The organism is Paenibacillus sp. PAMC 26794 (genome assembly GCF_000316035.1).
Taxonomy (GTDB): Bacteria; Bacillota; Bacilli; order Paenibacillales; family Paenibacillaceae; genus Paenibacillus.
The window spans coordinates 25025-39034 of the sequence record NZ_ANHX01000081.1; the positions used below are offsets into that span (position 1 = coordinate 25025).

General features: G+C 47.7%; 12 protein-coding genes. All 12 read left to right on the forward strand.

The window, feature by feature from the left end; all coding sequences use genetic code 11:
* The first annotated feature begins 293 nt into the window (after nt 1-293).
* The 12 genes from D829_RS0126490 (at nt 294) to D829_RS0126550 (ending at nt 13915) form a co-directional block, all read left to right on the forward strand.
* Entirely contained in the window at nt 294-1031 is a 738-nt protein-coding gene (locus tag D829_RS0126490; RefSeq protein ID WP_017691944.1) for a M23 family metallopeptidase, read from the forward strand.
* 170 nt (nt 1032-1201) lie between these two features.
* Complete coding sequence (spoIIID, locus tag D829_RS0126495) at nt 1202-1489, forward strand: sporulation transcriptional regulator SpoIIID (RefSeq protein ID WP_017691945.1); 288 nt, start codon at nt 1202-1204, stop codon at nt 1487-1489.
* Nucleotides 1490-1708: 219 nt separating this feature from the next.
* Nucleotides 1709-2707 (forward strand): rod shape-determining protein, encoded by a 999-nt coding sequence (locus tag D829_RS0126500; RefSeq protein WP_017691946.1) that lies wholly within the window; start codon nt 1709-1711, stop codon nt 2705-2707.
* Between the two features lie 102 nt (nt 2708-2809).
* On the forward strand, nt 2810-3694 hold the full coding sequence (locus D829_RS0126505; RefSeq protein ID WP_017691947.1) for a flagellar hook-basal body protein: 885 nt from the start codon (nt 2810-2812) through the stop codon (nt 3692-3694).
* A gap of 532 nt (nt 3695-4226) precedes the next feature.
* The gene (locus tag D829_RS0126510) at nt 4227-5066 is read left to right on the forward strand and encodes a flagellar hook-basal body protein (protein WP_017691948.1); all 840 of its coding nucleotides are present in this window, start codon (nt 4227-4229) and stop codon (nt 5064-5066) included.
* Between the two features lie 12 nt (nt 5067-5078).
* The gene (locus tag D829_RS0126515; protein ID WP_017691949.1) at nt 5079-5303 is read left to right on the forward strand and encodes a DNA-directed RNA polymerase subunit beta; all 225 of its coding nucleotides are present in this window, start codon (nt 5079-5081) and stop codon (nt 5301-5303) included.
* A 488-nt stretch (nt 5304-5791) separates the two neighbouring features.
* Nucleotides 5792-6223: a 3-hydroxyacyl-ACP dehydratase FabZ gene (gene fabZ / locus D829_RS0126525; protein WP_017691951.1), complete on the forward strand. Its 432-nt coding sequence runs from the start codon at nt 5792-5794 to the stop codon at nt 6221-6223.
* 111 nt (nt 6224-6334) lie between these two features.
* Nucleotides 6335-8056: a phospho-sugar mutase gene (locus D829_RS0126530; RefSeq protein WP_017691952.1), complete on the forward strand. Its 1722-nt coding sequence runs from the start codon at nt 6335-6337 to the stop codon at nt 8054-8056.
* Nucleotides 8057-8467: 411 nt separating this feature from the next.
* Nucleotides 8468-10489 (forward strand): DUF5693 family protein, encoded by a 2022-nt coding sequence (locus D829_RS0126535; protein WP_017691953.1) that lies wholly within the window; start codon nt 8468-8470, stop codon nt 10487-10489.
* Nucleotides 10465-11646 carry a polysaccharide pyruvyl transferase CsaB gene (csaB, locus tag D829_RS0126540; protein ID WP_017691954.1) on the forward strand — a complete coding sequence of 394 codons (1182 nt, stop codon included), beginning with the start codon at nt 10465-10467 and terminating at the stop codon, nt 11644-11646. Before D829_RS0126535 ends, csaB begins: the two co-directional genes overlap by 25 nt.
* 7 nt (nt 11647-11653) lie before the next feature.
* Nucleotides 11654-12415, forward strand: a complete 762-nt coding sequence (locus D829_RS0126545) for a WecB/TagA/CpsF family glycosyltransferase (RefSeq protein WP_017691955.1) — start codon at nt 11654-11656, stop codon at nt 12413-12415.
* Between the two features lie 372 nt (nt 12416-12787).
* Nucleotides 12788-13915 (forward strand): MraY family glycosyltransferase, encoded by a 1128-nt coding sequence (locus D829_RS0126550; protein WP_017691956.1) that lies wholly within the window; start codon nt 12788-12790, stop codon nt 13913-13915.
* The last annotated feature ends 95 nt before the right edge of the window (nt 13916-14010 follow it).

A 14010-nucleotide genomic window follows, 5' to 3' on the forward strand; every position in this document is an offset into this window, starting at 1 on the left:
GGAGCGCAGGGGACAGAAAAAACCTGTAGAAGCGAAGCTAAAATCTTTCTGAAAGAAAGCTGCATCGGAAGCATTAACTTGCCTTTATCACCGGATTTCTCCCTTGGGAGAAATAATCAGAAAAATCCGGGGATAACAGCCGGTCGAAAGGTTTTCTGGCCCCGAAGCGGCGCACGCACTAACCACTCACCCCACACATATATAGCACTCTCTGAAACCTCCGTGAAAATAATTAGAGTCGCGCGTGTATAAAAGAGTTGCACCCGGTAACACTTGTTACTGAGGTGATTAAGATGAATGAACAAAACAAAAAAACAATCCAAGAAGAAACTCCTAAAACAACTCAAGGAGTACCGGCTAGTCAGCCCTCTTCATGGAAAAGAGCAATGTCCAAACGCTGGGTCTTCCCGGCAGCCTACATCGCAGCAGCAGGCATTATACTAACCTTAGTGTGGGTCTATCAGGGCACAGGCGACAAAACGCTAAACTCGGACCCTGCTAGCGGGGTAGTAGAAACAGGCGCATCGGTGGGTACAGAAGGAACAGCGGTAGGCGGAGAAGAAAGTGTGGAAGTTGTTGCAAAGTCGGAGAATTTTGGTTGGCCGGTAGCGGTACCGTCCGAAATTTCGGTAGTAAAACCTTTCTATGATAGCGAAGCTTCAACTGAGGAACATGAAGCGGCAATGGTGCAGTACAATGATACATTCATCCCGAACACGGGTGTGGATCTGGCACGTGGGGATAACAAAACGTTTGAAGTAAAAGCAGCGCTTGCCGGTAAAGTTACCCGGGTTGAGCAAAACCCGCTCACAGGTCAGGTTGTGGAAATCACACACAGCGATAACCTGAAGACGGTATACCAAAGCTTGGCAGACGTCAAAGTGAAACAGGACGACGAAGTGAAACAGGGAGATGCGATTGCATCCGCTGGCGTCAATGAATTGGGTAAAACGCTTGGCAACCACCTTCACTTTGAAGTGTACGAAGACGGTCAGCCGGTTAACCCGCAAGGATATCTTCCGGAAAAATAAATGATTTATACCGCAGCGACATGACGGGCAGAGGGTTAAACCTCTGCTCTTTTTGTGCTTTTCAGAAAATAATGGGACCTTCGAAGCTTGTCACACCTCTAAACCGCGAATATATAGGCATGCTCCTCATATAATGTACCAAACTATCCACACAGTAGGGAGGCGGGAGCGTGCACGATTACATCAAGGAACGGACCATCAAAATTGGTCGCTGCATTGTTGAGACGAGGAATACGGTCCGTACCATTGCCAAGGAATTCGGCGTGTCAAAGAGTACTGTGCATAAGGATCTGACGGAGCGTCTGCCGGAAATCAACCCTGATCTTGCTGACCAGGTGAAACACATTTTGGAGTACCACAAGTCGATCCGCCATTTGCGGGGCGGTGAGGCGACCAAAATCAAATACAAAAAAACGAGCGGCAAGAAACGTGAGGTGTTGGCTTCCGCCAAATTGTAAGCATCTTCTCAAAGACGTAAGCCAAAAAGCTCACACATGCATTGAATCCCTCCCCTGAAGTATGATATGTTAAAAGCTGGTACAGGATCGAATTATGACATCTTATCAGCCCGATTTTTACATATATATGTTGCACTTTGTCGAACGAGCGGTGACGTGATAAGGGACTCTTTTTCACAGGATACGCTGACCAAATAATATCACTTTGGGGGCTCTTTTATGTTTAGCAAGGATATCGGTATTGATCTTGGCACGGCGAACGTGCTTATTCACGTGAAAGGAAGTGGGGTTGTCCTCGATGAACCTTCCGTCGTGACCATTGAAAGAGATACGAAGCGTGTCCTTGCTGTTGGGGAAGAAGCGCGTCGTATGGTGGGGCGTACTCCAGGTAACATTATTGCCATTAGACCGCTGCGTGACGGCGTTATTGCGGACTTCGAGATTACGGAAGCGATGCTCAGACATTTCATTAATCGTGTGGGTGCAAGAAGCTGGTACAGCCACCCTCGAATTCTGATCTGTGCACCAACGAACATTACTTCCGTGGAGCAGAAGGCCATCCGCGAGGCGGCGGAACGCAGCGGTGCCAAAGAAGTGTTTCTGGAAGAAGAGCCAAAAGCGGCAGCGATCGGTGCGGGAATGGATATTTTTCAGCCGAGCGGCAATATGGTCGTGGATATCGGCGGCGGAACGACTAACGTTGCAGTCCTGTCTATGGGCGACGTGGTCACCGCCTCTTCTATTAAAGTCGCAGGGGACAAGTTCGACGAAGCGATTACCAAGTTTATCAAAGCCAAGTACAAGCTTATGATCGGTGAACGGACCGCTGAAGATATCAAAATTGCGATTGGTTCCGTACATCCGGGCGGACGCCAAACGGAGATGGACATTCGCGGACGCGATATGGTATCCGGTCTGCCTGTTACCGTAACGGTATCGGGAAATGAAGTACAGGAAGCGCTCTGGGATTCCGTGCAATCCATCATCGTGGCAGCCAAATCGGTATTGGAACGTACACCGCCTGAATTGTCAGCGGACATTATCGACCGTGGTGTTGTTTTGACTGGTGGAGGTGCATTGCTGAACGGACTGGACGAGCTTTTGTCCAATGAATTACATGTACCGGTATGGGTTGCGGAAGATCCAATGCACTGTGTCGTGAAGGGGACAGGCATTATGCTTAATAATTTGGATCAGGTGGTTAAGAAAAAGTTCTAATCTGCCGATATAAAAAGCAAAGGTTCGCCATGCTCGGAAAGCAGAACGGACAAGTAGCCAACCTGCGATGCAGGACAAGCGCTTGAGGAGAGGGGTTAATTCATGTTAAGAGGTCTGTACACCGCTACTGCGGGAATGATTACGCAACAACGCCGCCATGACACAGCAACACAGAATATCGTAAATATGAACACCACGGGATACAAACAAGTGAACAGCGTAAGCCGTTCCTTCCCGGAAATGCTCATTACTTTGGTAGGCGGAGATGCAAATCTTCCAACAAAGCGGCTGGGCAAGCTGAACACGGGGGTGTTCGCGGAAGAGAGTTTGTCCATGAATTTGCAGGGGACCATTATGGAGACTGGGCAGAAAAATGATTTTTCCATTTCATCCAATATGTCGGTCAATGATCCGCAGACTGGACAACCTGTCGCTTTTGACGGTTCAGGCAAATTTGTACGGGCTGATGGCACGGTAACCTACCAGCCTCAAGCGTATTTTACAGTGCAGGATGCGGAAGGTAATACCAGATATACACGTGATGGTCACTTCGAGATTACAGGAACGGGACAATTGTTAAGTTCAACAGGCTCTCAAGTGTTGGATAATAATGGACAACCTGTTGTGTTGACAGGTTCCGTGGAGCAATTTAAAGTGGATGAGCAAGGCCGTTTGGTGGATGCAGCAACGGGTGCACCAACAGGCGTTACACTGGGAATTAGTGTCATTGACCAGCCGAACCAACTGGTTCGTCAAGGTGATGGCAATTTCAGTCTCAGCGATGCAAACGGGGCAACGTCCCGGATGATGGCTGCCGGTGATAATGTGCAGATCCGTCAGGGTTACCTGGAAGGCTCGAATGTTGATGCCTCACAGGCAACGGTTGATATGAACGCCGCATACCGTGCGTATGAAGCGAACCAGAAGGTCGTACAATTCTACGACCGCAGTCTGGATAAAGCCGTCAATGAAGTCGGGCGTGTATAACGCCGACGTTTAAATATAACCGCGCAGCGGAGAGCCAAACGCCCTTTGCACAGCAAAGCAGAGAGGCTCACGCGAAGCGCAAGAGCCTAGACGCAACCGAGCCTATGCGAGGAATGCGTGGCAGTACCTGAGCGCAGCGACGGTCTCGACAGCCCTTTGCGGAGCAAAGCAGGGAAGAGACCACGCGGAGCGCAAGAGCCTAAACGCAGCCGAGTTTATGCGAGGAATGCGTGGCAATACCTGAGCGAAGCGAAGGTCTCGACAGTCCTTTGCGAAGCAAAGCAGGGAAGAGACACCGCGGAGCTACACGCCGCATAAAGAGCGTGCCGGGTTATGATTCAGCCATGTGAAACTATGGCTGAATCATAGCACGGCAGTCGCGGCGCACACACACCACCGTCACTTAGCAAGATCGTACCCCACTTACCTAATCCGCCTGTTTCGGGAGTCCAGAGGGCAGCGCCATCTGGGGCCCTCCCTACTAGGGAGGGTTTGGGAGGGTGGACAGGACACAAGGGAGGGTATACCACCAATGAATAATTCCATGATTAGTGCCAAGGTTTCCATGACTGCCATACAGCAGCGTCTGGATGTCATTTCCGATAATATTGCCAACGTGAATACGGCAGGCTATAAGAGCAAGCAGGCGGCATTCGAGGATGTGCTGACCCGGGTTCAACAACAACCGGACAAGTACAAACTGGATGGACGTTCCACACCGATGGGATATAACCTCGGTTTTGGTGCTCGTTTGGCGGATGTGACGAAGGATATGTCTCAAGGCCCCTTGAACGAGACTGGCCTTCCAACCGATCTGGCCATTGAGGGAAATGCGATGTTTGCAGTTGAAGCGAATGGGGAGAAAATGTGGACACGTCAGGGTGCATTTCATTTTGTACCTGATACAAGACCTAAGCCTACTCCGAATTCACCTGATATGATGGTCATGGTCAATGGAGAAGGCCACTTTGCCCTGGATCGTCAAGGCAATCGTATTACGGCACCGAATAATAGCAAAGTTGCTTTTGATGAAAATGGCAACCTGTTAATCCGACGCGGTAATGAGGCAAACGCAACCATTGGAGCACAGCTGCAAGTGGTAGACATTGAACGCCCTGAGGGGCTGGTACAGTATGCGGATAACCTGTTCGGTCTAGATGCGGGATTAACAGAAGATGATGTATTTGGCGCTAATGCAGCTACACGTCAAGCGGCTGCGTTGATCCGTCCAGGATTTCTGGAGCAATCCAATGTGGATCTGACACAGGAGATGACTCTGCTTATGCAAGGACAGCGGACATATCAGCTGGCGGCAAAGGCGCTAACTTCAAGTGATTCCATGTTGGGTCTTGCCAACAATATGAGAGCGTAAAAGGTGAATGTGATGACAGAAACACAGCAGCAGAACAGTAAGCCAGAGAAAAAGGAAGTCAAGAAGAAGAAGAGTGGATGGCGCATCGCAAGATGGTTCCTGGTTCCGGTCCTGCTTGTTCTTGCCCTCGCTGGCGGAATGGTAGCTGGATATGTGGTACTGGGCAAACAGGATATCGGTTCCGTATGGCAATGGAGTACATGGGAACATGTATATAATCTGGTGTTCGCTCCATAATGTAACGAGTTAAGCGAAAACTCCTGCGCAGGCAGGAGTTTTCTTTTTGACGTTGAAAACAGTATAATGATGGATGACGTTTGACGTCACAAAAGAGGCCTCCCCTGCGAAAGACATTCGTCATCGCGAAGAGAGACCCCTTATCTTAACCTTCACTACTGCAGTCATGAAGGATATCACTAGTGTTAACCCAAAATATGCTTTCCATACAAAATTCAAAAATTAAAAACCTTTTATATGAGCTTCGACTTGATCATAATCAGGTTTTCCATGTCCGCACTAAAGTCAGTGAAGGGAACGGAATCGTTCGAAAGAAGCGAAGCGCTCGCCTTTGTTTCCTAATGTTATCCATCTGAAAAATAGTTCAGAAACATTAGGAAACAACAGCGATCGAAAGAACGATCCGTAACCGTAACGGTCACCTATGCGCACATGAAAAATCCATGATGAAGAACGCTCATATAAACATCCCGAGAGGAGATTACACTGTGCTCGATATCAAACAGATTCAAGAAATCATCCCGCACCGCCCCCCGTTTCTGCTGGTGGACAAGATTCTAGAGATTGAGGATGGCAAACGTGCCGTTGGTTTGAAAAACGTAACCATTAACGAACCTTTCTTCATTGGTCATTTCCCAGAGTATCCGGTAATGCCGGGTGTACTGATTACAGAAGCGCTGGCGCAAGTTGGTGCAGTAGCCATTCTGAATTTGGAAGGCAACAAAGGAAAAATCGGCTTTTTGGTGGGACTGGACAACTTCCGATTCCGTGGACAAGTTGTGCCCGGAGATACGTTGATTCTGGAAGTGGAGATTACACGTCTGAAGGGTTCTATTGGTAAAGGTAAAGCAACTGCCCGAGTGAACGACAAAGTGGTCGCTGAAGGCGAGATTATGTTTGCACTGTCTGACCCAAGCTGATTACATACGTGAGCATTGACATCATGCAGGAACGTAGACGGACCGAATGATGCAAGATGTTGAAGTAACTCAGCACACCTGAATTTATATAGACGGAAGGGGTTTATCGGAATGGAACAGTTAAGCACAGCAGCAGCAGAGACGTTGCAGCAATGGTTGGAGGATGCTTCGATTGATGAAGCAACGAAACAGGAGCTTCGTGACTTGCAGGATCAGCCGAAAGAGCTGGAGGAACGTTTTTACAGAAACCTGGAGTTTGGTACAGGTGGATTGCGCGGAGTCATTGGTGCCGGAAGCAACCGGATGAACCGATACACCGTAGGTCGGGCAACGCAAGGATTTGCGCGTTATTTGCTTGAGCAGCATGGTGACCAAGAAGGCAAACCTTCTGTTGTCATTGCTCATGATTCCCGTCATTTCTCACCTGAATTCACTCTGGATGCTGCGCTTGTACTAGCTGGAAACGGCATTGTAGCCAAGCTGTTCCCATCCCTGCGTTCAACTCCTGAGTTGTCATTCGCGGTGCGTCATCAGAAGGCAACTGGCGGAATCGTTGTAACAGCGAGTCATAACCCACCGGAATACAACGGATACAAAGTATACAATCATGAGGGCGGTCAATTGGTACCGGATGAAGCGGAAAAAGTCATTCAGTACATCCAGGAAGTGCCTTCCCTTGCTGACGTGAAGAAACTGACGCAAGAAGAAGCAGAAGCTCAGGGGCTCTTGATCTGGTTGGGTGAAGACCAAGATCAAGCGTTTGTGGATACCGTAGCAAGTCGCAGTCTGAGCCGCGAACTGATCCAATCCGGCATTGGCCGTGATTTCAAAATCGTTTACACACCGCTTCACGGAACAGGCAACATCCCTGTACGTCGCGTGCTGGAGCAGATCGGATTCGAGCAAGTGCACATTGTGGCTGAACAAGAACAGCCGGATGCTGAGTTCTCTACCGTGAAATCCCCTAACCCGGAAGAACGCGAAGCGTTTACGCTTGCCATGAAGCTGGGAGAATCCGTAGGCGCTGACATTCTGATCGGAACAGATCCGGATGCAGACCGTATGGGTGCTGTTGTGAAAGACAACGATGGCAAATATTTCGTCTTGTCTGGTAACCAGTCTGGTGCCATTATGGTACATTACCTGCTCAGTCGCCTGCAAGAGACCGGAACACTGCCAAGCAACGGTGCAGTTGTCAAAACGATCGTAACAAGTGAGATGGGTGCTGTTATTGCTGAACATTACGGTGCAGAAGTGATGAACACATTGACAGGCTTCAAATATATCGGTGAAAAAATGAACCAGTTCGAAGCAACAGGCAGTCATACATTCTTGTTCGGATATGAAGAGAGTTATGGCTACCTTTCAGGCAACTATGCCCGTGACAAGGATGCTGTCCTTGCCTCGATGCTGATTGCTGAAGCAGCTGCGTATTATAAGAGCCAAGGCAAGACGTTGTATGATGTCTTGCAAGATTTGTACAACCAATTCGGATATTTCTTGGAGAAGCTGGAGTCCCGTACGCTGAAAGGCAAAGACGGCGTAGCTCAGATTCAAGCCAAAATGACGGACTGGCGTTCGAATCCGCCACAAGAAGTAGCGGGAATTGCTGTACAAGATGTACTGGACTACTCCCTTGGTCTGGACGGTCTTCCGAAGGAGAACGTACTGAAGTTCATTTTGGCAGATGGTTCATGGTTCTGCTTGCGCCCTTCAGGAACAGAACCGAAGATCAAAGTATACTTCGCCGTGCGTGGAGAGAATTTGGAAGATGCGGAAAGCCGGATCGAGCGTCTGGTGACTACAGTGATGTCGCGTGTAGACGCACAATAATACGAATGCAACAATGAGCAAGAGCATGAGAAGGCCTCTCCGCACCGTAAGGTTGGTTGGCGGAGGGGTTTTTCTTTGAAATAATATTACAGATGGATCTATATAAATTGAACTGAACATTTACACGAGAACGTAGAGGGTAGAAATAACCTGAAGAAGTGAAACGTTCGCCTTTATCACCAGATTTTCACCTTTATTAAAAGTGAATCAAAAAAATCGGGGGATAACAGCGATCGGAAGGTTGTTCTGTCATCGAAGTGGCAAGTGTAAATAATGCTTCAGTTCAATCTATATAGCATATAAGAGGGCTTGTTAACACAAGCTGTTTGTAACCTATTGTATGAATGTTAAATGAACGAATTACTTGAGCTGAACGTGCATTTGGTTCCAACACTTGAGGAGGTACATGTAGTGCGTCAAAAATGGCTTTATTGGAATAACGCTTCTCGGAAGTGGTTGTGGCTCGTCGTTATTATCGGTCTGGTTGCGTCCATCCCTGTAATCAGTGATCGGGTGCAGACAGAATCTTCTGCCAAAAAGGTGGAGCTTGTCTTCAATTATCGGGGTCTGCTGGATATCTCAGCGTATCAGGCACATCCGCAGGATTTCATGAATGAACAATTGACTCGTCTAAAAGACGCAGGCGTAACAACGATGGCTGTGTTCGAAAGTACATTGGACGAGCTGAGAAAAACACGCCGACTAATGGTATACAACGGCCAGGATCTCGCAAACCTGACCAAAGATGTGATCCCTTCTAATGCAAATTACACGTATGTGTTATTTACATCGGAGGAAAACGCACAGACGTATACCCCTATTATTGAACAAACGTTCGCTGATCGGCAGATTCCGGTAGTACCTTGGGAATATGAAGGTCGAAGCGGCTTAATATTGCAGACTCCTCCGGAGAATGCCAACATGCAGCCTTTGCAGCCCGATCCGGTTGCCGTGAAGATGCTGCGTGATAAAGGTTTTTACATTTTGCCGCGGATCTCGGACAGTGTGCCATACAGCCAGGAGTCGATGGAGCGCTTGCTTACCTTCTTCGAAGAGAATGGCGTAAAGCGCATCTTGTTTGATGGTGATGCTGTGAAAGGGTACAATGATAATGCAGACATGAAAAGTCTAGACCAATTCGCACAGTTGCTGAACAAGCACAATATTGGTCTTGCAGCCATCGAGAACTTGAAGAAACCGCAGTCTGGTTTCCAGACCCTTGCTTATAAAACGGATTACAACGTTACGCGTCTGTACTCGCTTAGTGATGGAGATGCCAATCTGGATGTAGACACGATTGCTGACCGTTTTGTTCTCGCAACCAAGGATCGCAATATTCGTATGCTCTATATGAATGCATCGCCAAGCCGGAATACAGCAAAGGCTATGATTACAGATCCAATTGAGAATCTGATCAATAGTCTGGGTGAGCCGGGTCATGCGGTAGAACGCATGGCGAAGCATGGATTCGAGTTAGGACAAGCTGAAGCATTTACAGTTAAGGATTCTTCGATTCAGCGTTATGCCAAGCTGGTTGCTCTTGTTGGTGCAATTGCCATGATTGCACTTATGGTTTCTTATTTTATCCCACTACTGACTTTGATCGCATTTGTGGTCGCTTTGGTGGGCAGTGCAGGATTGTTCCTTTTGAAACCAACGCTGCTGGAGCAAGGAATTGCCTTGCTTGTGGCAATCGCCGCGCCGACCATAGCGATGGTGCTGGCCGTTCGTACAGTGAACTATCAGCAACAGCGTCAACCAGACGCATCCGCGGGTCGTCGTTTGAAACAAACGTTGGTGTTATATGTAAGAACTTCGATTCTGTCATTCCTGGCGGTACCTTTTGTCATCGCATTGCTTAACAGTATTACGTACAGTCTGGTGATTAACCAGTTCCGCGGCGTGAGTCTGTTGCACTTTGCACCTATGGCACTGGTAGCGATCTATATTGTGTTTTATCGTGGTTCGGGTTCGTTCTCTATTAAGAAAATTAAAGAAATGCTTCGTATGCCAATTAATGTGTTAATGGTTGTTTTGGCACTTGTTGCTGCCGTTGTTGGATACTATTATTTGAGCCGTACAGGCAACTCGGGTTCAGTAACACCATTAGAGATGTTCCTTCGTACCACGTTGGAAGATACGTTCGGTGTACGTCCGAGATTCAAAGAATTTATGCTGGGACACCCGCTATTTATCGTTGGCGTGTTCGCCGCTTTAAAATATCGTAAAGTCATCTTTGTGCTCATTATTGCAGCGATTGGACAGTTGTCCATGGTGGATACGTTCGCGCATATCCATACGCCGGCTGTATTGTCACTCATTCGTGGAGTGATGGGATTGGGACTTGGCTTAATCTTCGGTATCATTGCTGTGGGTGTGTGGCAAGTAGCGGAAGGATGTTGGAAAAAATGGTCACCACTTCTCAAAAGTTAGTCATCTCGGGGTATTACGGATTCCGCAATAGCGGAGACGAAGCGGTGCTAAAGTCGATTTTGACAGCGCTGGAAGAGGAAAGCCAAAGGTCGAACATAACGATTGAACCTATTGTTCTCTCGGGTGATCCCGAGTCGACAACCGCCATGTACGGTGTGCGCTCCGTGCATCGTATGAAATTGAAGGAAGTCCGTGAAGCACTCAAGGAGAGCGACGGGTTAATCAGTGGCGGAGGAAGTCTATTGCAGGATGCAACTGGACTGAAATCCATTCCTTATTATCTGGGTGTAATCAAGCTGGCCCAGTGGCTGAAAAAACCAACGTTTATCTATGCACAGGGGATTGGCCCAGTGAATCGTAAAATTTTCAATCCGATGATCAAATCGGTCTTTAAGGCCTGCACCTATGTATCCGTACGGGATGAACAATCTGCAGACTACCTGCGTGGGCTCGGGTTACAGTGGAATCAGATCCATGTTGTACCCGACCCAGTAATGGGCTTGCCATTACCTGAAACAAATTCGAAGGCTGTAGCTGGCGCTACTTCAGCAGATGCTGCTAACCAGGCTAATCGAGTGGAACCTTCAACTGGAGGACATACGAAGCTTCCTGTGATCGGCGTTTCGGTACGTTTTTGGGAGTCAGACCGGAAGGAACTTACGGCTATTGCCGCCGGATTGAAAAAGCTGTGCTCCAAAAGAGCGGTGCACTTGCGTTTTCTGCCATTTCATTTGCCAGTGGATGAACAGGCATCACGTTTCCTTATGGAAATGCTCGGTGATGTGACCAGCAAAGGCAGCAAGATTAGCATCACAGAAGATCTGACCGACCCTCAGCTTATGCTGGAGGAAGTCAGCAAGTGTGATCTCGTCATCGGTATGCGTCTGCACAGTCTGATCTATGCAGCTTCGCAATATGTGCCTCCGGTGGGTATCTCGTATGATCCGAAAATTGATCAATTCCTGCTTCGTCTGGACAGTGAACCAGCAGGAAATACGGATACACTCGATGGAGATAAACTCGCCAAGACTGTTGTTGGACTGCTGGATCAACGTTCACAGTGGTTGAAGGAACATGAAGAAGGCATCACCCAACTGAAGCAGGAAGCCAGAGTGCCTGCACAGCAGATTATTAACTATTTAGGCCGCAAAGGATGAGATAAAGATGAGTCAGACCGGATCAATACCTACCGTTTCGATCTACGGCATTCCTTTTTCCAAACTGACGATGAAAGAAACGGTAAAGGTTCTCCAGGAAGCTGTGCTGTCCAAACAGACACCACATCAGGTCATTACAGCCAATCCCATTATGGTTATGGCCGCATTGGAAAATCCCGCAATCATGGAAGTTATGCAAGCTGCGGAATTGATTGTTCCTGATGGAACAGGTGTCGTATGGGCTGCAAACTATTGTGGAGATCCTGTAGCTGAGCGAGTGCCGGGTTTTGAGCTTTTACATGAATTGCTGCGTGTTGGAGAAAACTATCGATGGGGCGTATATCTGCTGGGTTCCACCCCTGAGGTGATTCAAGAAACGGCAGTTCGGTTACAACAGCAATATCCGGCGATTCGAATTGTGGGTTATCGCGACGGTTATTTTGGTCCGGCTGAGGATGAACAGGTCATCGCTTCCATTCGGGAAGCGGCACCTGATCTGTTGTTTGTAGCACGTGGGGCAGACACCCAAGAACCGTGGATTCACAAACACAAAAATGCGCTAAAGGTTCCTGTAACCATGGGCGTTGGTGGCAGCTTTGATGTGATTTCGGGTAAAACTAAACGTGCGCCTGTCCTGTTTCAAAAGTTAAGACTGGAGTGGTTTTATCGCTTATTGCGTGAACCAAGCCGGGCTGGCCGGATGCTTGCGCTTCCGAAATTCGCTGTTAAGGTGATGCGTGACAAAGAAAACGTGACGAAAGTCCGTTAAAAACAGGTAATTGCGAGATAAATGCGTGTTTTTGCTAGAAATTGAGGATGGCTTTTCGGGTGTGATGAGCGTATAATTCATTCCGGATTACATCTGTGCCACTCCATGAAAACAGAAGCGTTACACTTGGCACTACGATTGCAAGGCAACCTGTCGATCGCCGTTATCCCCAGATTTCCTTTTATCCTTTTCCAAAGGATGAAATCCGGTGATAAATGCGAACGTTACACTTCTCTAGTTTTCCTTGCACTCTCCGTTATCGTGTAACAAAATTTTTCATCAAAAGTGACTAACAAATAATTTTATATATAAAAAGAGATCAGGGGATTTATAATTTCGTACAGGTATTATAATTGGGGGTCGAATGTTCAAATGGTAGCGATCTTTATCATTGGATTTATCGTGTCAATGGGACTGGCTCTTGCCCTGACACCACTTGTCAAAAAGTTCGCAGTCCGCATTGGCGCGATGGATACGCCGAATGCACGTAAAGTACACACACGGATCATGCCACGTCTTGGTGGTCTGGGGATATTCCTGGCCTTTATTATTACAGTTGCTGCATTGCTTCCGTTTGTATCGGCATGGTTCACGACTCGGGATATGAGTTTTGTCAGCGCGTTTCTGATTGGTGGAACTATTATCGTACTGATCGGCGCACTCGATGATCGGTTTGAACTATCGGCCAAAGTGAAGCTGCTTGGTCAGATCGTTGCTGCTTCTGTCGTTGTATTCGGATTTAATATCCGGGTAGATTTCGTTAACATTCCGTTTCAGGATTCCTACTCTTCACTCGAAGCTTGGGTATCCATACCGCTGACGATCTTCTGGATCGTTGGTGTAACCAATGCGATTAACCTGATTGATGGTCTGGATGGTCTGGCAGCCGGTGTATCTGGTATTGCAATTGGTACCATTGCCGTGATGTCCTTCCTGATGGGTAACATGATGATTGCCTTGATGTGTCTTGTATTGCTGGGTAGTATTATCGGATTCTTGTTCTTTAACTTCCACCCGGCCAAGATCTTCATGGGGGATACCGGATCACTATTCCTTGGTTTCTCTCTGGCGATGTTATCCATGCTCGGTTTCAAACAAATTGCTATCGTGTCCTTTATTACACCGTTGATCATTATCGGTGTGCCGCTCTCGGATACCTTCTTCGCGATTATCCGTCGTGCGGTACAACGGAAACCGATTTTCGCACCGGATAAAGGTCACCTTCATCACTGCTTGTGTGAACTTGGATTCAGTCACCGTCAGACGGTGCTGATCATTTATGGAATTGCCGCGTTCTTCGGAGTTCTGGCCATTATCCAATCGTCCGCTGCTATGTTCGAAGCCAACTGGGTAACGTTTGTGGTCATCTGTATCATGATGTTCTTCCTTCAGGTGGGAGCAGAAGTCATCGGGCTTGTTAGCAAAACGAGAAGACCGGTTATTAACTTCCTGATGCGTATGCGCGTCAAGCTGAATCCGGAGACTCGTTCGAAATCATAAATAGATAAATGTAATGGTTACAGCTATTCTTGAATATTATTCCAGACCCAACCTTATCCCTAGTGGATAAGGTTTTTTGTTTATTTTGAGATTTT